This is a genomic window from Nitrosomonas sp. (assembly GCA_016703745.1).
GTDB lineage: Bacteria > Pseudomonadota > Gammaproteobacteria > Burkholderiales > Nitrosomonadaceae > Nitrosomonas.
On sequence record JADJBK010000006.1, the window covers coordinates 1,655,893 to 1,677,810 of the forward strand.

Below are 21,918 nucleotides of genomic sequence, written 5' to 3' on the forward strand. Positions count from 1 at the left end.
TACTTGTTAAATATCAATATTTCTGGCACGTAACGCGTTATTTTCGATAAATGCACGGCGGGGTTCTACCACATCACCCATCAGTGTCGTAAAAATCTCATCAGTCAAAATGCTGTCCTCAATCTGGGTACGTAACAAGCGCCGGTTTTTGGGATCCATGGTTGTTTCCCACAGCTGATCCGGGTTCATCTCACCCAATCCTTTATAACGCTGGATACCAATACCTTTTTTCGCCTCTTCCATCAACCACATGAGCGCATCCTTGAATTCCCGGATAGGCGATTCTCGTTCCTCGCGCTTGATTCTGGCGTGCTCTCCGAGCAGGCCATCCAGCATCTGGCCAGCGTGTTGAATATGGACAAAATCACCACTATGTAAAAAATCTTCATCAAGATAACTATTCAACTGATTTCCATGCAGGCTACGGGTTATTTTCAGTCGATAGCGCTCAAATGCTTCATTGTACTCGGCTGTAATCTGCGCTTCCTGTTGCACGATATTAGTCAGATTGCGTGCGCTAACCTCTGCACTCGCGAGCGAGCTTAAATCAATTTCCGGTTGCTTCAATAGGGCGTATAAAACCTTAAGATCGATCAGGTGGCTCATACGTTCAATAACGGCTTCTGCAAGGAGATAAATGTCAACCATGCTGGCAAGTGTTTCGCCCGTTAATGGGGCACGATTCTCTCCGGGGTATAGTTCGGCTCCCTTGAGTGCAAGGCTCAACATGTAGCGTTTCAGCTCATGATCATCCTTTAAATAGCGTTCCTGCTTGCCATGCTTGATTTTATAAAGTGGTGGCTGGGCAATATAAACATGGCCACGTTCGATCAACTCGGGCATTTGCCGGTAGAAGAAAGTCAGCAGTAATGTGCGGATATGAGCTCCATCCACATCCGCATCGGTCATAATGATAATACGATGGTAACGCAGTTTATCGGGGTTGTATTCGTCCTTGCCAATGCCGGTTCCCAGCGCAGTAATCAAGGAAATGATCTCCTGCGAAGAAATCAGTTTGTCGAAACGTGATTTTTCAACATTTAGAATTTTACCCTTGAGCGGCATGATTGCCTGGAATTTACGATCTCTTCCCTGTTTGGCTGATCCTCCGGCTGAATCTCCTTCCACCAGATAAATTTCACACAAACTCGGATCCTTTTCCTGACAATCTGCCAGTTTTCCGGGTAATCCCATGCTGTCGAGCACGCCTTTTCTGCGAGTCAGTTCACGTGCTTTTCTCGCTGCTTCGCGCGCTCTGGCCGCTTCTATGATTTTGCTGCAAATTAATTTGGCTTCATTTGGATTTTCCAGCAAAAAATCGGAAAGTTTTTGTGATACTACTTCTTCGACTACGGGGCGAACTTCGGAAGACACCAGTTTTTCCTTGGTTTGCGAGGAAAACTTAGGTTCGTACAGCTTGACGGAGAGCACACAGGTTAACCCTTCACGCATGTCGTCGCCGGTAGTATCTACCTTGGCTTTTTTTGCAAGCTCATTTTGTTCGATGTAGTTATTCAGGGTACGTGTCATCGCGGCACGCAACCCGGTCAGATGGGTGCCGCCATCTTTCTGAGGAATGTTGTTGGTAAAACATAATACTTGCTCGGCGTAGCTGTTATTCCACTGCATGGCAACTTCGACTGAAATATCTTCCTTTATGCCTTTTGCTGTAAAAATTTTAGGGTGCAGCACTGTTTTGCTACGGTTTATATATTCGACAAAATTACGGATACCGCCGCTAAACGCAAAGGTTTCTTCCTTGTCTTCGCGTTGATCAACCAGTCTGATCTTGATCCCATTATTCAGAAAGGAAAGTTCACGCAGCCGTTTGGCAAAAATTTCATAATGATAGGTGATGTCACCAAAAATGGCCTGACTGGCCAGAAAATGGACTTCTGTTCCGGTTTTTTCAGACTCACCGATAATTTTCAGGGGTGCCACCGCGACACCATTCCGAAACTCCATCTGATAGACCCTGCTTTCGCGACGAATCGTCAAGCGTAACCATTCCGACAAGGCGTTGACCACTGATACTCCCACACCGTGCAAGCCACCGGAAACTTTGTAAGAATTATCGTCAAATTTTCCTCCCGCATGCAATTCTGTCATAACAATTTCAGCCGCTGAGCGTTTCAGATCATCGTCCTGTTTGATTCCCGTGGGTATACCACGGCCATTGTCATGAACACTGACTGCATTATCAGGATGAATAATGACCAGGATATCATCGCAATAACCGGCAAGTGATTCATCGATGGCATTATCGACCACTTCAAACACCATATGATGCAATCCTGTTCCATCACTGGTATCGCCAATGTACATTCCAGGGCGTTTGCGAACTGCGTCCAGTCCCTTCAGGATTTTGATATTGTCAGAATTGTATTCTTGTGGATTGTCACTGTTTTTGCTAGTAAATCTGGATGGATTGTCGTTCATTACCGAGGGTCGCTTTATTTAAAATAGAAGTAATCAAAATTGCTGAAACAGTGTGTTATTTACCTTTTCATCGGCATCAGGATATGCAGAAAATCATTTTCACCTGGTACGGTGATCAATAACCGATCTTCATGGGTTTCTTCAAATGAGCATTCAATGACTTCAGAGGTTATATCATTAAGTATTTCTATGAATAACAGTATATTGAACACGGTATCGATAGGATCAAGCTGATAATTGGTTTTAATTTCCTCGCTGGCTTCCTCTTGATCCAGATTTACAACTGACAGGAGGACGCTGTTATCAGCAAGCTTAAATTGAACGTTGTGGAAAGGATCATTCTGATTGTATATGATCACCAACCGTTTGAGTGCCGAAAGAAATTCCAATCTATTCAATGAGAATTGATAGTTCCGTTCCTTGGGAAGCACAGCCTTGTAGTCAATTATGTTTCCGGCAATGGTTTTGGATGTCAATACCGCTTCCGGAAAAATAAAACAGAAAATTTTAGGAGTAACTTCAATTGTCACGGGCGCATCGCTCTCTTCCAGTTGGCGGGCAAGCTCCTGTACTGCTTTTCTTGGCAGAATGGTCACACTTTTTTCAAAGTGTTCATTTAAGGATACACTGGAAAGGCTTAAACGACGGGTATCTGTTGCTACCAGCGTTAATCTGTCTGCTTCTATTGCAAAAATCATTCCATTTAAATAATAGCGTAAATCCTGCTGGGCCATGGCATGGATAACATGTTGTAAATGTGTTTTAAGGATTCTCTGAGGCAGCGTGCAGGTAATTTTATTACTGTCAACTTCCTGATGCATCCGTGGAAAGGCTTCTGCTGGCAAAAGTTGAAGATGAAAACGACTTTTTCCTGAAATAATCAGCAAGCGGTTTTCCTGCTTGCTGATTTCAAGTGGCGTATTTTTGGGGAGTGCACGCAGAATATCCAATAATTTTCTGACCGATACCGTGGTATGCAAGGGTTCAATAGCGATCAATTCTTCACTGGAAGAAGTAGCCTCACTCTCGATTTCCATGTCAGAGGTGACAAATTTCAGTTTTCCATCACCAATTTCAACCAATACATTCGCCAGGATGGGCAGTGTTTGTCTGCGTTCTACGACACCGCTAACCATCTGGAGTGGTTTGAGTAATAAATTGAGATCAGTTATTAATAATTTCATTTAATAAAAAAAATAATAATAGTTAATAAGGCATTACCAAAAACGGTATAAAAATAAATTTATTTTTATATCATAAGGTTATACCTATTTTAATCAGGGTATAAATACCGTATGGTTTATTGATAAGTTGTGGATAAAATTTTTTCTGTCTGGAAAAAGGATAGTTATCCACAATCCATACCACTTCCGTATACAGGAATATCAACCACGCAGAATATGCAGCAGCGCGTTGAAATCCCGGCTGATAGTCGGGTCAGACAGGCGTAATTCCATGATTTTACGATGTGCGTGTAATACAGTGGTGTGATCCCTTCCACCGAAGGCTTCGCCGATATCCGGTAAACTCATCTGGGTCAGCTCCTTGGCAACTGCCATGGCAATCTGACGGGGACGGGCAATAATCCGGGTACGTTTTTTGGAGAACATATCGGTAAGTTTGATTTTGTAATACTCTGCTACGGTTTTCTGGATATTTTCAATTGAAATATGCCGGTTTTGAACCGCCAGCAAATCCTTCAACGCTTCTTTGGCAAGTTCCAGGGAAATAGGCAGGTTGGTGAAACAGGAATAGGCCAACACACGTTTCAGCGCTCCCTCTAACTCTCGAACATTGGAGCGAATATATTTGGCAATGAAAAAAGCCGTATTTTCGTCGAGCTTCATTTTCTCGGCTTGCGCTTTTTTCAATAGGATTGCCACCCGCATTTCCAGTTCGGGTGGCTCGATGGCGACGGTTAGTCCCCAGCCAAATCTTGAGACCAGCCGCTCTTCCATCCCACTGATTTCTTTAGGGTAACAATCAGAAGTGATAATGACTTGTTTATGAGCTTCTACAAGCGCGTTAAACGCATAAAAGAATTCTTCCTGGGTGCGGTTTTTTCCGCTGAAAAACTGGACATCATCTACCAGGAGTAAATCCAGGGAATGATAATAAGACTTGAATTTATCAAATGATTTGTGTTGATAAGCACTGACCACATCCGAAACATATTTTTCAGCATGGACATAACGTATTTTGGCAGCCGGGTTCGAATGTAATATCTCGTTTCCGATCGCATGGAGTAAATGAGTTTTCCCTAATCCCACACCACCATAAATAAACAAGGGGTTGTAGGCAATGCCGGGGCGTTCCGCAACCTGTAATGCTCCTGCACGCGCCAGCTGATTGGCCTTGCCAGTGACCAGTGTCTCAAAATTGAAATTAGGGTTCAGACAACTGCCATCCGTTTTTTTGATTACATTAGCGGGAGATTTACGGTTAGCTTTTACTCCGTTAATTTTTTTTATTTTTGTGTGGTCCGATACCGGATCGGGTTTAATTTCAGGCTGATCCTTGTTGCTTTCGTCCAGAACAAGCTTGAGTAAAATTTCCTGGCAGAAATATTGCTGCGCGATTTGTTCGATACGATTCATAAAATTATCACGGACCCATTGCTGAACAAAACGATTAGGTGAGATCAGTATCAGGGTATTTTCATCTTCCAGCGAGGTTTCCAGCCGCAATGGTTTGATCCAGGTATTAAATTGCTGGCCATTTAATTCCTGATCAAACTGTGCCAGACAATCGTGCCAGAAGGGTTCTATTTTCAGCATAAATTTTTTTACGTATGGCTTATTGCGAACAGTTATAGCGATAACAAGTTATAACTATTTTATGGTTATGCTAAAACCAGCATTTAATACAAATTGGTTTGATGTGAGCAGGCCGAAAAAGGGGATCGGGTTAAATAAATACATCACCGGAATTGCCTGGTCACAGCTTACAGGTTTTGACAGGTAGCGGTAGTATAATAAAGTTTCCCTGCCAGGGTGGGTGGAATATCAGGTTGAATTTTTTCTGAAAAGGTAACGGTTAGACTCGTTATAAATACTCGAATTTTCCGTGTACCAGTTATCAACGTCAACGTGTATGGCAGGCGGATTTTCAACTGACAGCGGTATTGCCAATTCAAACAAATTTAACCATAAGTCAACTGTCCCACCAAAAATTTACCGGATGAACCTGAATTATCAAGTCCCGATCACTGCTTTAATCGTAAACTACAACGCCGGAGAATTACTGGTTGATTGTGCCCTGGCTCTGTCAACACAAGTAGGGCAAATTATCGTTGTGGATAATGCTTCGACAGATACGAGTCTTGCCAGACTCAACGATGCGTTTCTTAATGACCGCCGACTTAACATTATTTCCTTGCAAAAAAATGTAGGCTTTGCAGCAGGTTGTAACCTGGGTATGCGCGAGGCCATATTACCCTATATACTTTTCATCAATCCGGACAGTCTGATCAGTCCAGGTGCTGTAGAGCGACTGAAACAGGTTATCGAGTCAGATCCGCAGACAGGTATGGTGGGTGGTCGCCTGCTCAATCCTGATGGTAGTGAGCAGGGGGGCAGCCGCCGCGCGATGCCCACGCCATGGCGCGCGTTTGTCAGAGCAACAGGTCTGCATCGCTTTGCTCCCTGCTTTCCAGCACTTTTGTTTGATTTTCATTTACACCGGCAGCCACTGCCGAATCACCCCATTGAAGTGGAAGCAATCTCCGGGGCATTGATGTTGGTTCGTCGGCAGGCGATCGATGTAGTAGGTAATTGGGATGAAGGGTATTTTCTGCATTGTGAAGATCTGGACTGGTGTATGCGATTTCGGCAGAAAAACTGGAAAATCCTGTTTGTGCCGGATGTGTCAGTATTGCATTTTCAGGGAGCTTGTAGTCATGCACGTCCTTTTTTCGTTGCCTGGCATAAACACAGGGGGATGCTGCGTTTTTACCGAAAATTTTTTTTGAATCGCTATCCTGTTGTACTGACTTGGCTAGTGGCCACCGGGGTGTGGATGCGTTTTGGCATGGTTGTGCTTTATCATGCCGGTGCGAGCTTATTAAAATCAGCAGGTTTTCATCGTGAATAAACGATCTGCCGGTGTAATCGGTGCAACCAGTTTTGTCGGTGAGTCTCTGGTGAGCGAATTGCTGAAAAATGACTGGCAGGTTGTGGCGTATACACGCCGCAATGTGGAAACCTTTTTTCAGGAACAACAAGCGGCCGTTTCATGGCGACAGATTCATCCAGAAAATATTGACAGGGATGATGACGCAGGAATCACAGATTGGTTTTATCTCGCGCCAATCTGGACATTGCCGGAAAAATTTGACTGGCTGATTGCCCAAGGGGTGCGCCGAATAGTGGTGTTGTCCTCCACCAGTGTGTTGACCAAAAGTCAGTCCACTGATAGCAGCGAGCAAATATTGGCTCATCAGCTGGCGGAAGGTGAATCCCGTCTTGGGGATTGGGCGAAACAGCAGGGCGTGAGCTGGACAATCTTGCGACCCACCTTGATTTACGGTCAGGGGCGGGATCAAAATATCATGCAGATTGTCCGTTTCATTCGCCGATTCGGTTTCTTCCCGTTGCCTGGCCAGGCAACGGGGTTGCGGCAACCGGTTCATGTGGAAGATGTCGCCCGTGCGTGTCTGGCTGCTTTATTATCCGGGCAGACAATCAATCAGGTTTACAATATCGCCGGTAGTGAGACGCTTGCCTATCACCGTATGGTAGAAAAGATTTTCGCCGCGATGGAACGAACACCGCGATTGCTTTTTTTCCCGGAATGGCTGATACACGCTGTTGTGAAGATGGTGAGAATGTTACCGCGCTTTCGGCATATCACTCCAGGCATGATTGACAGAATGAATCAGGATTTGGTATTTGATTATTCAGCTGCTATTCATGACTTTAGCTATACTCCCGGTCCTTTTACCTTAAATAAGAAAGAGTTGTGTTGATAACGAACGATTTTCCAGCAAAATTTTGCTTTGTATTGAAAAAGTCGTGCTTGATTGAATCATATGGTCGCGCTGTTTTACCGATGGGGGGGGGCTATGGCTAGTCTGCCATTACCAAAAAACAGCCAATCGCCACAAAGCGAGCTGGCGCAGATTCTGGCCAGCTTTAAACGGGCATTCCGGACAGTGGGCGTGTTTAGTGCAGTTATCAATTTACTGATGCTGATGCCCGCGCTCTATATGCTGCAGCTCTATGACAGCGTGCTGACCAGCCGTAATGAGATGACGCTGCTGATGCTGACACTGATTATGCTGGGCGCCTATATTTTTATGGGGGCGCTGGAATATGTGCGCAGTTTTGTGTTGATCCGCATTGGTGCACAATTTGACATGAAGCTGAACCGGCGGGTGTATACCGCCGCTTTTGAGCAAAACCTGCGACAGGCCAATGGTAATGCCGGTCAGGCGCTACAGGATTTGACCAACCTGCGGCAGTTTCTGACCGGTAATGCCCTGTTTGCCTTTTTTGACGCGCCCTGGTTTCCGGTTTATCTGTTAGTAATTTTTCTGTTCAATGTCTGGCTGGGCTTATTTGCCCTGTTTGGTACCGCGTTGCTGGTATTGCTGGCTTTTCTCAATGAACGGCTCTCGCATAAACCGCTGGCGGAAGCCAATTCTCTTGCGGTCGCATCGTCTGCTCTGGCAAATAACAATCTGCGCAATGCCGAGGTGATTGAAGCCATGGGCATGTTGCCTAATCTGCAGACACGCTGGTATGAACTGCATCGCCGCTTTCTGAATCTGCAGGCGCAGGCAAGTGAAAAATCCGGCACGATTACGGCGATTAGCAAGGCGGTCGCGGTCGCATTGCAATCGATTATGTTGGGATTGGGCGCGTTGCTGGTGCTGGAAGACAGCATTTCTCCCGGGATGATGATTGCCGGCTCTATTCTGCTGGGTAAAGCCATCGGCCCGGTGCAGCTACTGATTAGTGTCTGGCGGCAATTTGGACAGACGCGCAGTGCTTATGAGCGTTTGTCCAAATTACTGACTGAAAACCCGCTGCGGCAGGCCGGTATGGCGCTACCCAGGCCGGAAGGACGAGTTTCGGTAGAAAATATTATGGCCGCCCCTCCGGGATCAAAGGTTGCGGTGATCAAGGGCTTGAGTTTTGCGATTGCGCCCGGTGAGGTGCTGGGCGTGATCGGGCCGAGTGGTTCGGGAAAATCAACACTGGCACGGTTGCTGGTGGGCGTGTGGCCTGCAGCGAGCGGCAAGGTGCGACTGGATGGGGCGGATGTCTATCAATGGAACAAGGACGAGCTCGGCGCATTCATTGGCTATCTGCCACAGGATATCGAACTGTTTGCCGGCACCATCAGTGAAAATATTGCCCGTTTTGGCGAGATTGACGCAGACAAGGTAATCCTGGCAACTAAACGCGCTGGCGTGCATGAAATGATTCTGACTATGCCCAAAGGATACGATACGCTGCTGGGGGATGGGGGGGGTGGCCTGTCCGGTGGGCAAAAACAGCGTATTGGCCTGGCACGCGCCATGTATGGTGATCCCTCGCTGATCGTACTGGATGAACCCAACTCTAATCTGGATGATATCGGTGAGCAGGCGCTACTGATGGGGATTCTCGATTTGCGTAAAAGAGGTAAAACCATCGTGGTGATTACACATCGAACGCGAATTTTGTCGGCGACAACCAAATTGCTGTTACTGCAGGATGGCATGGCCAAATTATTTGGCCCAACCGATCAGGTCATGGCTGCTCTGACAGAGCAACATAAGCAACAGCAGGCGGCACAACAACCCGCCTCCCCGCCCGGCACCCCCGGAATACTGACGAATACCGCTAACTGAGTGCAGAAGGTGCAAGTCAATGGAAATTAATAAAGTGAATGATCAATCTCCCGCGCAGTTACCGGTTCAGGTCGATACCGATGAAACCAGTCATGCCCGTCTCGGTTGGTTGATTGTCCTGGTCGGCGTGGGGGGATTTTTGTTATGGGCGACTTTTGCGCCCCTGGACAAGGGAGTACCGCTGTCTGGTTCGGTGATCGTATCAACCAACCGCAAGGCGGTACAACATCAGACAGGTGGAATTATTGATGAGATTCTGGTCAAGGAAAGTGAAAAAGTATTGGCTGGACAACATCTGGTAAAAATGAACGATGTTCAGGTCAAGGCACAGGCAGAAATTACCCGCGCACAATTGATTACCGCGCGCGCGGTGGAAGCCCGCCTGATTGCCGAGCGCGATAATCGCACCACCATTGTCTTTCCTGTGTACCTGTTAGAAAACCAGCACGATCCACGCGTAGCGGAAGTAGTCGCACTGCAGAATCAATTATTTACCTCACGGCAATCTGTCGTAAAGCATGATCTGGCAGCGATCCATGAAAATATCGCAGGTTTGAAAGGACAGTTAAGCGGCCTCAACGCTTCCCGCAGCAGTAAACAACAGCAACTCGGGTTTCTGCAGGAACAGCTGGAAAATATGCTGGCGCTGGCCGGTGAGGGTTTCGTGCCGCGTAACCGCGTGTTGGAACTGGAACGTGCGCGTGCCCAGTTGATGGGGGAAATGTCTGAAGATGTGGGAAATATAGGCCGGATTCAGCGGCAAATCGCTGAACTGGAACTGCGTCGCGTGCAGCGAGTGGAAGAATACCAGGGCGAAGTGCGCCAGCAACTGACCGACATTCAGCGTGAAGCGCAGGCATTACAAAGTCGCTTGATCGCACAGGATTTTGAACTGGATAATGCACTGGTTCGAGCTCCGGTGGATGGATTCGTGGCGGGGATAAGCGTGTTTACACAAGGTGGCGTGGTTGCTCCCGGCGCGCGCATGATGGATATTATTCCCAGTGAAGATGTGCTGGTGGTCGAAGGACAGATTCCGGTGCATCTGATCGACCGGGTGCATGCGGGCCTGGAAGTGGATCTGATCTTTTCTGCATTTAATCAGAACAAAACCCCGCATATTCTGGGAGAGGTGACTCAGGTATCAGCGGATCGTTTTACGGATGAACAGACCGGCATTCCGTATTACATGATGAAAGCACAGGTCAAGTCCGAGAGCATGGCCTTGCTGGCCAAGCATCAGATCCGCGCCGGCATGCCGGTGGAAATATTTGTCAAGACCGGTGAGCGTTCCTTGATGAATTATCTGTTGAAACCGATTCTGGACAGAATCCACACCTCACTGAGCGAAGACTAGTTGTGCGATTGAGTTTGCCAAAATATAAAATAATGCTGGCTCTGTGGCTGTTGCCACTGGGTAGTGCGTATGCCGTTGATTTGCTGCAAGCTTATGAACTTGCTTTGATCAATGATCCCGTTTTTCGATCAGCTATACACGAAAATGAAGCCGGGCAACAAAATGAAAAAATTGGTTTGTCAGGCTTGCTGCCCAGTCTGACGTTGACCCATACACAGGGGATTAATCGCGGAACCCTGAGTCAGGGTGGAATCAGCGCCCCACTCAATTTCAACAATGAAGTGACCACGCTTGCCTTGCGCCAACCCCTGCTGAATATGGAAGCGGTGGCAAGCTACCGCCAGGGGGTGGCGCGCGCCAACTCCAGTCGGTCCAAATTTGAAGGTGATGCGGATAGACTGATCGTGCGGTTGACCGAGGTTTATTTCGAGGCACTCCTGGCGAAAGAGCGATTGGCCTTGGCAAAAGCACAACGTGATGCGCTGGCGGAGTTGCAGCAGGTGAATACAAACATGTTCAAACGTGGGGAAGGCACCCGTACCGATGTGCTGGAAACCCAATCCCGTTTTGCTCTGGCGCAGGCGCAGCTGATTGAAACTCAGGATGCCTGGGATGCCGCGCGTCTTGTCCTGTCCGCACTGGTTGGAGAACCGGTTGAACACCTGACCACCCTGGGTAAAGCTTTTCAGATACAACCCCTCGCTCCTGCTGACTTTGAGAGTTGGCGTGAAATGGCACAAGCGAGAAATGCAGAACTGGTAACGCAGCGTTATCTGGTGGAAACCAGTAAACAGGAAGTCACACGCAGTCGAGCAGGACATGCACCCAGAGTAGATCTGGTTGCCAGCCTCAGCCGAAATAATTCGGCATCATTTGTTACGGCGGATCGTGATGCCCGGCTGGCCAGTGTTGGCGTGGAAGTCAATGTTCCCATTTTTGCGGGAGGCCGGGTCAATGCAATCACCAATCAGGCGCGCGCAAATCTGGCGCGTGCCGAGGCAGAACTGGATGCCATGGCCGATCAGGCCATGCTGGAATTACGCAGACAGTATCAACTGCTGCAAAGTAGTATTTTGCGGATTCAATCACTGGAAATTGCCGTTGACTCGGCACGTTTGTTGGTAGAAGCGACCGAGAAAAGTATTCGTGGCGGAATTCGTATCAATCTCGATCTGCTGGATGCGCAAAGTCAGTTCTATGGGGCTCAGGTCAATCTGGCCGAGGCACGCTATAACTATCTGCTTGCCTATTTGCGCTTGCGTTTTCTTGCTGGGACGCTGGAGCTGGACGATTTGAGGCAAGTGGCAACCTACTTCGTTGCAGCAGAGTGAAGGTTTTGAGCCTTCACTCCGGTAGCGTTCCTTAGCCTTGCAGGATGCTGCGCATACTTCTGGCGCAACGCACCATTTTTTCCAGAGCTGCGCTGGTTTCAGGCCAGTTGCGGGTTTTCAGGCCACAATCTGGATTGACCCACAAATGCCGTGGGTCGATCGTTGCTGTGGCTTTCTGTAGTAAAGCCTGCATTTCTGCTTCATCCGGGATCCTTGGTGAATGAATGTCATAGACACCCGGGCCTATTTCATTCGGATAGGAAAACTGCGCGAAGGCATCCAGTAATTCCATACGCGAGCGCGAAGTTTCGATCGTGATCACATCGGCATCGAGCGCGGCGATGGCAGGCAGGATATCGTGAAACTCGGAATAACACATATGGGTATGGATTTGCGTGTCATCCCGAACACCGCAGCTTGCCACACGAAATGCTTTCACAGCCCAGTCGAGATACGCCTGCCATTCCGTTTTGCGCAGCGGTAAGCCTTCCCGAAAGGCCGGTTCATCGATCTGAATCATGCCAATACCCGTCTTTTCGAGATCACGAACCTCGTCACGAATGGCCATCGCCAGCTGCAATGCGGTTTGTGCGTATGGTTGATCATCACGCACAAATGACCACATCAGCATCGTAACCGGGCCGGTCAGCATGCCCTTGACCGGTTTTTTGGTTAGACTTTGTGCGTAACTGAGCCATTCCACGGTCATCGCTTCCGGGCGGTAGACATCGCCGTAGAGAATCGGCGGTTTGACGCAGCGTGACCCATAGCTTTGCACCCAGCCGAGTTCGGTGAACGCATACCCCCACAGCTGTTCACCAAAATATTCCACCATGTCGCCGCGTTCAGGCTCGCCATGTACCAGTACATCGAGTCCGAGCGCTTCCTGTCGGTGGATGACATCCTTGATTTCTGCACGCATGGCGGCAAGATAATCGAGATGGCTGATATCACCTTTCCTGAAAGCGGCACGCGTCTGGCGAATAGTGGATGTTTGCGGAAAGGAACCGATAGTGGTCGTTGGTAACAGCGGTAATTTGAAACGCTGCTGTTGTGCGACTTGTCGATCAGTAAAAGGATGGCTACGCGCATAATCGGCTGCATCGAGCGTGGCGACTCTTTGGCGAACAACCGGGTTATGGATGCGGGTTGATTCGCGCCGCGATTGAATGGCTTGATCGGAGCTGGATAACTCCGCGCTGATCGAGGCTTGCCCTTGATTCAGGCCCCGCGCAAGGGTGGAGATTTCCTGGAGTTTCTGCACAGAAAAAGCCAGCCAGCTCTTGATTTCTGCATCAAGCTGGCTTTCCTGCGCCAGATCAACCGGACAATGCAACAATGAGCAACTGGGTGCAATCCAAACAGGAGTTTCTCTTGTGGATGAGGCGTGGAGCAGAGTTTGCAACTTGGCAGTCAGATCGGCACGCCAGACATTGCGCCCATCAATGATGCCGAGCGAGAGTACCTTATCCGTAAAATCATGGCTTAAAAAGGAATCGAGCTGCTCAGGTGCGCGGCATAGATCAAGATGCAATCCAGCGACCGGCAACGTGGCAAGTACGGCGGCGTGATGTGCGACTGAACCGAAGTAACCGGTCAGCATCAATTGGCAACCCGTTGTAGCGAGCGTCTGGTAAGCGGGCAGAAAGCTCTCTGCCCAGCCAGGGTCGAGATTCAGCGTCAGTATTGGCTCATCGATCTGTACCCAGGTTACGCCGAGGGCTGCTATTTCCTGCAGAATTTGCTGATAGACCGGTAGCAAGCGTGACAAGAGCTGCAGGCGGTCAAACCCGGCAACGGTTTCCTTACCCAGATAGAGATAAGACAAAGGACCGACCAGAACCGGCTTGGGAGTGATGCCAAAGGCCTGCGCGGCTTTTATTTCTTCAAAAATTTTTGTAGAGGCGAGCCTGAATGGGGTGTCGGCATCAAATTCCGGTGCGATGTAATGGTAATTGGTGTTAAACCATTTGGTCATTTCCATTGCGGGTTGTCTGGCATTGCCGCGTGCCATGGCAAAATACAGATCGAGCGGCTTGTGGGAATCCGCGTCAAAGCGTCGCGGGGTGGCGCCAAGCAGCATCGTCATGTCGAGTACATGGTCATACAGCGAAAAATCTCCCACCGGAATCAGATCAATCCCGGATTGTTGTTGTATCTGCCAGTTAGTCGTTTGAATTTTACTGGTGGTTGCCAACAACTGCTCTGCTGTGGATTTTCCATTCCAGTAAGCCTCCAGCGCTTTTTTCAGCTCTCGCTGCGCGCCGATTCTGGGAAATCCGAGATTATGGGTAAGTGTCATGGTTGCACCTTATTATGCTGATTGAGAAATAGACATTGTCAAGGATGCGTTATAATGAATCAAATGATAGTTTTTGTAATTAATCATGAATAGTATTCATATATGCTGGAATTGCGCCATCTTCGTACCCTGAATGCATTGCATGAAACCGGTAGCGTATCGCTTGCGGCGGAACGCCTGCATCTGACGCAATCCGCCTTGTCTCATCAAATCAGGGTATTGCAGGATTATTACCAAATACCCATTATTCAGCGTAGCGGACATGCGGTGCAGTTGACCGATGCAGGAAAGCGCCTCGTGCAACTGGCAGAGAAAATACTGGAAGATATTCGGGTAGCAGAACGTGATCTGGCAAAAATCACCCAGCAGACGGCAGGAAGCCTGCGCATCGTGCTGGAATGCCACACCTGTTTCGACTGGCTGATGCCGATCATGGATACATTCCGTTCGGACTGGCCTGCGGTTGAGCTGGATCTGGTTTCCGGGTTTCACAGCGATCCTGTCGGGCTGCTTAGAAAAGGAATAGCCGATGTCGTCATTGGCTCTGAAAACCAGCCTCAACCAGGCATTGTGCATTTTCCGTTATTTTGTTTCGAGATTTTGGCGGTTTTGGCGCCGGGGCATGTGCTCAGCAAGAAACGCATACTCGATGCGGCGGATTTTTCTCAGGATATGCTGATTACCTATCCTGTGCCAGAAACACGCATTGATCTGATCCGGCAAGTATTGATGCCTGCAGGGATAATCTGGCAAAGGCGAACTGCCGAGCTTACGGTGGCCATTTTGCAACTGGTGGCAAGCAGACGGGGTATTGCTGCATTACCAGGCTGGGGAATCAAAAATTATCTGGATTACGATTACGTCATCGCCCGGCGCATTGGTGCAAATGGTCTGTGGAGTAACCTGTATTTATCAACCCGGGAAGATACTGCCTCACTTCATTATCTGCAGGATTTTCTGCAAACGATCAACCGAGTGTGTTTCGCCACGCTGGATGGTATTAAACCCTTAAAAGAAATGGAATAAATTCTGCCCGTAATCATTCCGGGATTTCAGATCCGCACTGAAAACATCAGGCAACAATTTAGCTAATCAGGCAACCTAATTTTTATTCAAACCGGAGTGTTTCGTATGACTGACCCAGCAATGACTTTTAATCCCCATGCTGTCCGTCCAACTTCGCTGCTGGCATTGAGCAAGAGCCTATGGCATAACCGTCGGCTTATCGAGCAGATGATCCGGCGCGAAGTGGTGGGGCGCTATAAAGGTTCCGTCATGGGGCTTACCTGGTCGTTCTTCAATCCGGTACTTATGCTTACCGTTTACACCTTCGTCTTTTCTGTGGTTTTCAAGGCGCGTTGGGGGATAGGTGACGAAGAAAGTAAAACCCAGTTTGCCGTGGTGCTGTTTGTCGGTATGATCGTGCATGGTCTGTTTTCCGAAGTGCTTAACCGCGCGCCGGGATTGATTCTCTCCAATGTTAACTATGTCAAGAAAGTGGTATTTCCGCTGGAAATTCTGCCGGCCATCAGCATGGGGGCTGCGCTGTTTCACAGTCTGGTCAGCCTGGGTGTGCTGCTGATTGCCTTCGTGCTATTCAATGGATATCTGCACTGGACCGCTGTTTTTACCCCGCTGGTATTACTGCCGCTGATCATTCTTACCCTGGGTCTTGCCTGGATACTGGCCTCGCTCGGTGTTTTCCTGCGGGATGTCGGGCAAGCCATTGGCATTGTCACTACCGTTATGCTGTTTCTTGCCCCCGTTTTTTATCCTGTAACCGCATTGCCAGAAGCAATTCAGCCATGGCTTATGGCCAACCCGCTTACCTTTATTATCGAACAGGCAAGAGCCGTGCTCATCTGGGGGAAGTTACCCGACTGGACTGGGCTTGGCATCTATACGGCTATCGCCATAGTAGTAGCGTGGGCGGGCTACGCCTGGTTTCAGAAAACCCGTAAGGGGTTTGCTGATGTGCTGTAGCTACCGGAAAGATGGGTCGCGTGAATTTCATTGACTGCAGCAACGAAATCGATGCACGGGTGTACAAACTGCTGGGTAACCGTCCAGCGCTCCCATCTACGCAATCATAATTTTCTGGATTATTCGTAACCGTCCAACGCTCCCATCTACGCAATCACAATTTTCTGGATTATTCTCCTCTGCATTACCTTACAGGAGGATAAGCCATGGCATTACAGGATGATAAGCAAAAGCATATCAGCAACTGGCAAACGAGCGGTTTGTCGCAGGCAGCCTATTGCCGGGCGCTCGGGTTGAATGCGAAGACGTTTGGGAATTGGTTGCGCGCTCACCGGCGTGGGCGCGATGATATCAAGCTGCCAGCCTTGATTCCGGTTACGATCAAGCCGACAGCGGCGTCAGTGGAAGTATTGCAGCTTCGCTGTCGCGGTACGCATGTGCTGGAATTACCACTGAGCGTTTCCCCGCGATGGCTGGGAGAATTGCTGTCATGTCTGGGTTGATTGCGCACGCGGGTAAGATCTGGCTGGCGGTCGATCCGGTGGATATGCGTCGCGGCATGGATGGCTTATCGATGATTGTGCAGCAGGTATTGGGTCACCCGCCCTGCGCGGGTTCGGCGTTCATATTCTGCAATCGCGCGGGCAATCGCATCAAGGTCTTGCTGTGGGATGGCACGGGGGTGTGGTTATGTCAGCGCCGCCTGCATCAGGGGCGGTTTGTCTGGCCGAGGCAGGATGCGGCGTGTGTCGAGTTAGCGCTATCGCAGTGGGAATGGTTGATTGCCGGCGTAGACTGGCGGCGTTTATCGGCGCGGCCACAATGGCATTTTCAGGTGTAGAAAATATGTAATAGTTGTTTATTAACAGGCGGTTGATTGCGATTTCGTGGTATAATTCATCTCATGAATTCACTGGCGCAACTGGATCAACTCAACCTCGATACGGCCACCAAACAACAGGTGGTCAATCTGGTTCAGGCATTTCAGCTTGATCTGACCCAGCAAACACAGCAGACAGTTTATGCGCTGGAACTCAAGATTCAGGCGCTCACCCTGGAATTGGCGCATCTGCGCCGTATCCGATTTGGCAGGAAAAATGAAGCGTTGTCTGCCTTGTCACCCAGGCAGCTTTCTTTGTTTGAAGAATCGGCGCTGACCGATATCACGGCCATTGAGGCTGAAATCGAACAGATCAACAGCACACCAACCCCCAATGCCACCAAAGTGCCGCGTACCCGCGCCGGTCGTCAGCCGCTGCCAGATCACCTGCCGCGCATCGAACACCGGCATGAACCCGCATCCTGCCAATGTGACCGATGCGGTTGCGATCTGACTAATATCAGAGAAGACATCACCGAGCAGCTTGACGTGGAACCCGCCAGATTCTTCGTTCATCGCCACATTCGCCCACAGTACGCCTGCAAATCCTGTGAAACCATCACGGCAGAACCCGTGCCACCGGCAGTCATCGATGGCGGCATGGCCGCCCCGGGCCTGCTTGCCTGGGTGATGACAAACAAATACCTGAATCACCTGCCACTTTATCGCCTGGAGCAGATTGCTGCCCGTGACCAGGTCACGCTGCCCCGTTCCACCCTGGCCGAATGGGTAGGCCGTACCGGCGTAGCCCTGCAACCATTGGTCGATCGCCTAACCTGGCATCTACTGCAGGGCAACACGCTGCATGCCGATGAAACACCAGTTGCACAATTGGAACCCGGTCGCGGCAAAACCCGTAAAGCCTACCTGTGGGCCTACCGCAGCAATGATCTTGAACCCGGGCCGCGTATCATCGTCTTCGACTATCAAGCTGGCCGTAGCGGTCAGCATGCGCGGCACTTTCTGCAAAATTGGCAAGGACACCTGATGGTCGATGACTATGCTGGGTATAAAGCACTTTTTTCCACAGCCACATCGCCTTGCGTCGAATTGGCGTGCTGGGCGCATGCGCGACGCAAATTCTTTGACCTGTACCAGGCCAATGCCAGCACGATGGCATTGGCAGCGATACAGCGCATCAGCGTCTTATACGCAATCGAAGCAGAAGGCAAAGACCTGAGCATCGAAGATCGTCTGCAACTGCGGGCAGACAGAAGCCTGCCCGCACTGCATGCATTGCATGACTGGCTGATGCAAACCCGTAGCCAGACCGCAAATGGCGGCGGCTCCGCCAAAGCACTCGACTATACCCTCAGACGCTGGCCAGGTCTCATCCGCTACGCACAAACCGGCTCTCTTCCGATCGACAACAACCCGGTGGAGAACACCATCCGCCCGATCGCAATCGGCAAAAAGAATTGGCTATTCACCGGATCGGAACGTGCCGGTCAACGCGCCGCTGCCATTCAAACCTTGTTCGGTACCGCGCAACTCAACAAACTCGATCCCGCCGCATGGCTTGCAGACACCCTCGCCAGACTACCGACCTGGCCCAATAACCGCATCGATGAATTGCTGCCACTTACACCAGCGTTCATTCAATCACTTAAACAGCAGGAAAGATAGATGGGAGCGTTGGACGGTTACGATTATTCTCCTCTGCATTACCTTACAGGATGATAAGCAAAAGCATATCAGCAACTGGCAAGCGAGCGGTTTGTCGCAGGCAGCCATTGCCGGGCGAGATGATATCAAACTGCCAGCCTTGATTCTGGTTACGATCAAGCCGGCAGAGCCGTAGGTTGGGGTGACGACAGGAACCCCAACATGGAGAATCACGCCCCGCAGCATTTGCGGAGATTGCCAGGTTTCCACTATCGCTCCAACCCAGCGAGCTTTTGCGGTATTCCGCCTGAGTGTAAGGTCAGATTCTTTCACGAACCACCCCGCATTTTTTGCTCAATAGCTCGTAACGTATTTTGAATTTCTTTTTCTTTCAACTCGGGGTCAATATCCTGAATATATTCGATAGCAGAAAAATCATCGCCACGCTTTCTGTTTTGCGGCGGTTCAAGTGCCTCGATTAGCAGAGCTTCAAGTGTTGCAACAAGGCTGGCAAGGGATGTGTTGAGGGTAGTTTCCCGGAGATTACCCTCTTGTGTTACATCAAGTAGCCCAAACCATGAAAATCGGTTCCAGCGACTACCCAAGCGATCAACTGTGTGCTCGTAAAGGCGTTTACCCAGCGGGCGGTCAATGGAACGCCCGATATACACTACGGTATGGTGGTCGTAGAGAATGTAAATGCCTTTCTGTTTACCGAAGTCCACTGGCTTTGAAAGCGCCTGCTGCTTCCCAAACATTTTTGGATCGTTGCGCCATACAACAAGATCACGTTGCCAATACATGCCAAAGGAGTGAATGATTGATTCGGAGGTTTCCACGTCCGCTTCGGCAAGGGCTTCCGATTTCCTTTGTTTTGAAACGGGGGTTGATGCCGGAATGTTTCCCGCCGCCGGTGAACTCTTGAGTGTGAATATGCCTTTACCAACACGCATAAAGGGTGACTTTTCACCATCATGTTTTATCGACGACGAAATTTGTGCGTTCACTGTTGCAGCAGGCGTTGCACCGTCAGTCTCGTAGTAGCCGCGAGATAAGATTTGTTCAGATATTTCGGCATAGTGCAACGGAGTTTCTGACTCCTTAAGCACTTTCTTTATGGCTTCCTTCCAGGATTTCTCCATTGATTTCTCCGAAAAATCTAACGTAAAGCAGGCACCCTAAAAAATGTACGAAAAAGGTACCTCTGAGTTTGGAAAGTACACCACTGCAAAACCTTCTCGTTACTTGAGGTTGTTGAATGGTAGTCATTAATTGATCCAAATAAATTCCTCTGCTCAATCAATTCAGCAAGCAATGGCCGCAGAGTCTTATTCTTTGACGGCATGCGCCAACGCATCGGCTACTTCTGCCAGTCTGGCATAGCGTGCAAGCCATGGCAGGGGGATGGATTCTGAGGTGTCAGCTGCTGAGGTGGCCATGATTGCGCCGAGCGCAATCGCGCGGCCGCAGCTGTCGCCACCTACACGAATATTTTCCTGTATGGCGGACTGATAGTTTTTTGTGTGGCGAGCAATATGAAAAACTACTGGCAAGCCTTCCTGAACGTGACAGGCGCGGCCAAATTTTTCTCCCACTTCGGCAGTCGGCAGTTTATTTATGGTAACGGCTGCCTCCAATCTGGTAGCCAGGACATCTTCGGAGCAGGTGATACCGTTTCGTAATGCTGCTTGTAAGGATTCTCCCGCCAGCAAAGAATGCAGCGTGACGGCAAGAGATCTGGCGGCGTTGACTGCCAGTTCGTTGTTACTGGTAATGCGCGCTGCGGTGTCTACTGTTGCCAATAATTCTTCTCTTGATCCACAATGAGCGGCGACAAGCGCGGGTATCGTTGCCAGTGCCGGGTGCTGATCATCATCCGCGCCTGATCGTTCGGGATAGTTGTTATCTTTTGCAGCCAGCAGAACGGCCAGCGTTTGGCGTGTCGGTGAATCGACATAACCGATATATTTCCCGCCAGGTCCAAAAAAGCCACAATAGGCAGCTTGATAAGCCTGGCAATTAAACTGGCCATGATCTGCCAGCTGCTTCAGCATTAACAGGCAAGCTTCACCATAGGCCGAAGCCTCGCCTGTTTGTTTGTTGCCATGTGCGTAGTAGCCCTTACCATCGGCATAGTGATTGGCATCAGGCTGGAGAAAAACCAGCCCTTTTTTCTGCTCTATTTCAGCAATCCGGTTGACATCATAGAGCCAGTGTAATCCAAGCGAGGCTGCATCAGCCACCAGTGCGCCCAGTACCATGGCTTTTTTATCGTTGAAATATATGCCCATGAGTGTAGTCAACTCCTAATTTTAAGTGCTAATGGAATTACTTGATTCGCAGCAGGATGCCATCCAGTTGATCGAGACTGGCATACTGAATGACAAGACTACCTGCTCCCTTTTTACCGGGCTTGATGGCGACTGTGGCACCCAGTCGGGCAGACAGGTCATCTTGCAGACGTAGCAGGTCTCGATCCGGGTAGTTTTTTTTATTGCCGAGTGGATGATTGAGCTGCTGGATTAGTCTTTCGGTTTCGCGAACGGATAACTGCTTTTTTACGATCAGTTGTGCTATTTCAACTTGCCTGACCTTGTCCAAGGCGAGGAGCGCACGGCCATGTCCCATATCAATTTTGCCTTGCATGATCAGCTCCTGCACGGCTTCGGCCAGATTTAGCAGCCGCAATAAATTGGTGATGGCGCTGCGTGAGCTTCCCAGCGCTTCACCAGCAGATTGGTGTGTCATACCAAATTCATCAATTAGCCGTTGAATGCCTAAAGCTGCTTCCATTGGGTTGAGATCTTCCCTCTGAATATTTTCAATCAGGGAAAGCGCCAGCGCTGCTTCATCTTCAACATTACGCACCAGCGCGGGTATCTGGTTTAATCCGGCAAGTTGCGCTGCGCGCCAGCGTCTTTCTCCCGCTATGATTTCATACGTGCCGGATACCAGCGGGCGAACCAGTATCGGCTGCATGATGCCTTGCGATTTGATTGATTCAGAAAGTTCGACCAGTGCTGCCTGGTTCATGTTGGTTCTAGGTTGATATTTACCGGGTTGCAGTAGGCTGATTTCCAGGTTCAAGAGAGACTCGGTCTCGGTGTTTCCATTTGAAAACAGGGCATCAAGCCCTCTTCCCAGACCTTTTGGCTTTGCAGTGATCGTTTTATTCATGGTCAT

General features: G+C 49.4%; 18 protein-coding genes. 11 read left to right on the forward strand and 7 right to left on the reverse strand.

Going from position 1 to position 21,918, the window contains the following annotated elements; genetic code table 11:
* Positions 1-6: 6 nt before the first annotated feature.
* The 3 genes from gyrB to dnaA form a co-directional block, all read right to left on the reverse strand.
* Positions 7-2,439, reverse strand: a complete 2,433-nt coding sequence (gene gyrB, locus IPG31_08955; GenBank protein ID MBK6618468.1) for a DNA topoisomerase (ATP-hydrolyzing) subunit B — start codon at positions 2,437-2,439, stop codon at positions 7-9.
* A 59-nt stretch (positions 2,440-2,498) separates the two neighbouring features.
* Complete coding sequence (locus tag IPG31_08960) at positions 2,499-3,623, reverse strand: DNA polymerase III subunit beta (GenBank protein ID MBK6618469.1); 1,125 nt, start codon at positions 3,621-3,623, stop codon at positions 2,499-2,501.
* A gap of 201 nt (positions 3,624-3,824) precedes the next feature.
* Complete coding sequence (gene dnaA, locus IPG31_08965) at positions 3,825-5,216, reverse strand: chromosomal replication initiator protein DnaA (protein ID MBK6618470.1); 1,392 nt, start codon at positions 5,214-5,216, stop codon at positions 3,825-3,827.
* A gap of 403 nt (positions 5,217-5,619) precedes the next feature.
* Between dnaA and IPG31_08970 the strand changes: the two genes are divergently transcribed.
* From IPG31_08970 to IPG31_08990, 5 genes are all read left to right on the forward strand, one after another.
* Positions 5,620-6,531 (forward strand): glycosyltransferase family 2 protein, encoded by a 912-nt coding sequence (locus tag IPG31_08970; protein ID MBK6618471.1) that lies wholly within the window; start codon positions 5,620-5,622, stop codon positions 6,529-6,531.
* The gene (locus IPG31_08975; protein MBK6618472.1) at positions 6,524-7,405 is read left to right on the forward strand and encodes an NAD-dependent epimerase/dehydratase family protein; all 882 of its coding nucleotides are present in this window, start codon (positions 6,524-6,526) and stop codon (positions 7,403-7,405) included. Before IPG31_08970 ends, IPG31_08975 begins: the two co-directional genes overlap by 8 nt.
* A 96-nt stretch (positions 7,406-7,501) precedes the next feature.
* Positions 7,502-9,277, forward strand: a complete 1,776-nt coding sequence (locus IPG31_08980; protein ID MBK6618473.1) for a type I secretion system permease/ATPase — start codon at positions 7,502-7,504, stop codon at positions 9,275-9,277.
* Between the two features lie 19 nt (positions 9,278-9,296).
* Positions 9,297-10,634: an HlyD family type I secretion periplasmic adaptor subunit gene (locus IPG31_08985; protein MBK6618474.1), complete on the forward strand. Its 1,338-nt coding sequence runs from the start codon at positions 9,297-9,299 to the stop codon at positions 10,632-10,634.
* Between the two features lie 32 nt (positions 10,635-10,666).
* Positions 10,667-11,965 (forward strand): TolC family outer membrane protein, encoded by a 1,299-nt coding sequence (locus IPG31_08990; protein MBK6618475.1) that lies wholly within the window; start codon positions 10,667-10,669, stop codon positions 11,963-11,965.
* Positions 11,966-11,996: 31 nt separating this feature from the next.
* Here the strand turns inward: IPG31_08990 and metE are convergent, their stop codons facing one another.
* A complete protein-coding gene (gene metE / locus IPG31_08995; GenBank protein MBK6618476.1) occupies positions 11,997-14,267 on the reverse strand; it encodes a 5-methyltetrahydropteroyltriglutamate--homocysteine S-methyltransferase in 2,271 nt (756 codons plus the stop codon).
* Positions 14,268-14,369: 102 nt separating this feature from the next.
* Between metE and IPG31_09000 the strand changes: the two genes are divergently transcribed.
* The 6 genes from IPG31_09000 (at position 14,370) to IPG31_09025 (ending at position 18,931) form a co-directional block, all read left to right on the forward strand.
* The gene (locus IPG31_09000; protein MBK6618477.1) at positions 14,370-15,293 is read left to right on the forward strand and encodes a LysR family transcriptional regulator; all 924 of its coding nucleotides are present in this window, start codon (positions 14,370-14,372) and stop codon (positions 15,291-15,293) included.
* Positions 15,294-15,398: 105 nt separating this feature from the next.
* Positions 15,399-16,250, forward strand: coding sequence for an ABC transporter permease (locus tag IPG31_09005; protein MBK6618478.1), 852 nt, complete (start codon positions 15,399-15,401; stop codon positions 16,248-16,250).
* Between the two features lie 206 nt (positions 16,251-16,456).
* The gene (locus tag IPG31_09010; protein ID MBK6618479.1) at positions 16,457-16,753 is read left to right on the forward strand and encodes an IS66 family insertion sequence element accessory protein TnpB; all 297 of its coding nucleotides are present in this window, start codon (positions 16,457-16,459) and stop codon (positions 16,751-16,753) included.
* The gene (gene tnpB / locus IPG31_09015) at positions 16,741-17,091 is read left to right on the forward strand and encodes an IS66 family insertion sequence element accessory protein TnpB (GenBank protein ID MBK6618480.1); all 351 of its coding nucleotides are present in this window, start codon (positions 16,741-16,743) and stop codon (positions 17,089-17,091) included. Before IPG31_09010 ends, tnpB begins: the two co-directional genes overlap by 13 nt.
* A gap of 63 nt (positions 17,092-17,154) precedes the next feature.
* Complete coding sequence (locus IPG31_09020; protein MBK6618481.1) at positions 17,155-18,756, forward strand: IS66 family transposase; 1,602 nt, start codon at positions 17,155-17,157, stop codon at positions 18,754-18,756.
* Positions 18,698-18,931, forward strand: a complete 234-nt coding sequence (locus IPG31_09025; GenBank protein ID MBK6618482.1) for a hypothetical protein — start codon at positions 18,698-18,700, stop codon at positions 18,929-18,931. The genes IPG31_09020 and IPG31_09025 overlap by 59 nt, the downstream gene beginning before the upstream one ends.
* 133 nt (positions 18,932-19,064) lie before the next feature.
* Here IPG31_09025 and IPG31_09030 read toward each other — a convergent pair whose 3' ends face one another.
* The 3 genes from IPG31_09030 to IPG31_09040 form a co-directional block, all read right to left on the reverse strand.
* Positions 19,065-19,877: a hypothetical protein gene (locus IPG31_09030; GenBank protein MBK6618483.1), complete on the reverse strand. Its 813-nt coding sequence runs from the start codon at positions 19,875-19,877 to the stop codon at positions 19,065-19,067.
* Positions 19,878-20,063: 186 nt separating this feature from the next.
* Positions 20,064-21,026: an ADP-ribosylglycohydrolase family protein gene (locus tag IPG31_09035; GenBank protein ID MBK6618484.1), complete on the reverse strand. Its 963-nt coding sequence runs from the start codon at positions 21,024-21,026 to the stop codon at positions 20,064-20,066.
* A 37-nt stretch (positions 21,027-21,063) separates the two neighbouring features.
* Positions 21,064-21,912, reverse strand: coding sequence for a ParB/RepB/Spo0J family partition protein (locus IPG31_09040; GenBank protein MBK6618485.1), 849 nt, complete (start codon positions 21,910-21,912; stop codon positions 21,064-21,066).
* Positions 21,913-21,918: the final 6 nt, after the last annotated feature.

What these genes read in the sequence shown, in the direction of transcription:
- gyrB (MBK6618468.1), bottom strand. Translation starts at nt 2,439, where the DNA reads ATGAACGACAATCCATCCAGATTTACTAGCAAAAACAGTGACAATCCA.
- IPG31_08960 (MBK6618469.1), bottom strand. Translation starts at nt 3,623, where the DNA reads ATGAAATTATTAATAACTGATCTCAATTTATTACTCAAACCACTCCAG.
- dnaA (MBK6618470.1), bottom strand. Translation starts at nt 5,216, where the DNA reads ATGCTGAAAATAGAACCCTTCTGGCACGATTGTCTGGCACAGTTTGAT.
- IPG31_08970 (MBK6618471.1), top strand. Translation starts at nt 5,620, where the DNA reads ATGAACCTGAATTATCAAGTCCCGATCACTGCTTTAATCGTAAACTAC.
- IPG31_08980 (MBK6618473.1), top strand. Translation starts at nt 7,502, where the DNA reads ATGGCTAGTCTGCCATTACCAAAAAACAGCCAATCGCCACAAAGCGAG.
- IPG31_08985 (MBK6618474.1), top strand. Translation starts at nt 9,297, where the DNA reads ATGGAAATTAATAAAGTGAATGATCAATCTCCCGCGCAGTTACCGGTT.
- IPG31_08990 (MBK6618475.1), top strand. Translation starts at nt 10,667, where the DNA reads ATGCTGGCTCTGTGGCTGTTGCCACTGGGTAGTGCGTATGCCGTTGAT.
- metE (MBK6618476.1), bottom strand. Translation starts at nt 14,267, where the DNA reads ATGACACTTACCCATAATCTCGGATTTCCCAGAATCGGCGCGCAGCGA.
- IPG31_09000 (MBK6618477.1), top strand. Translation starts at nt 14,370, where the DNA reads ATGCTGGAATTGCGCCATCTTCGTACCCTGAATGCATTGCATGAAACC.
- IPG31_09005 (MBK6618478.1), top strand. Translation starts at nt 15,399, where the DNA reads ATGACTGACCCAGCAATGACTTTTAATCCCCATGCTGTCCGTCCAACT.
- IPG31_09010 (MBK6618479.1), top strand. Translation starts at nt 16,457, where the DNA reads ATGGCATTACAGGATGATAAGCAAAAGCATATCAGCAACTGGCAAACG.
- tnpB (MBK6618480.1), top strand. Translation starts at nt 16,741, where the DNA reads ATGTCTGGGTTGATTGCGCACGCGGGTAAGATCTGGCTGGCGGTCGAT.
- IPG31_09020 (MBK6618481.1), top strand. Translation starts at nt 17,155, where the DNA reads ATGAATTCACTGGCGCAACTGGATCAACTCAACCTCGATACGGCCACC.
- IPG31_09025 (MBK6618482.1), top strand. Translation starts at nt 18,698, where the DNA reads ATGAATTGCTGCCACTTACACCAGCGTTCATTCAATCACTTAAACAGC.
- IPG31_09030 (MBK6618483.1), bottom strand. Translation starts at nt 19,877, where the DNA reads ATGGAGAAATCCTGGAAGGAAGCCATAAAGAAAGTGCTTAAGGAGTCA.
- IPG31_09035 (MBK6618484.1), bottom strand. Translation starts at nt 21,026, where the DNA reads ATGGGCATATATTTCAACGATAAAAAAGCCATGGTACTGGGCGCACTG.
- IPG31_09040 (MBK6618485.1), bottom strand. Translation starts at nt 21,912, where the DNA reads ATGAATAAAACGATCACTGCAAAGCCAAAAGGTCTGGGAAGAGGGCTT.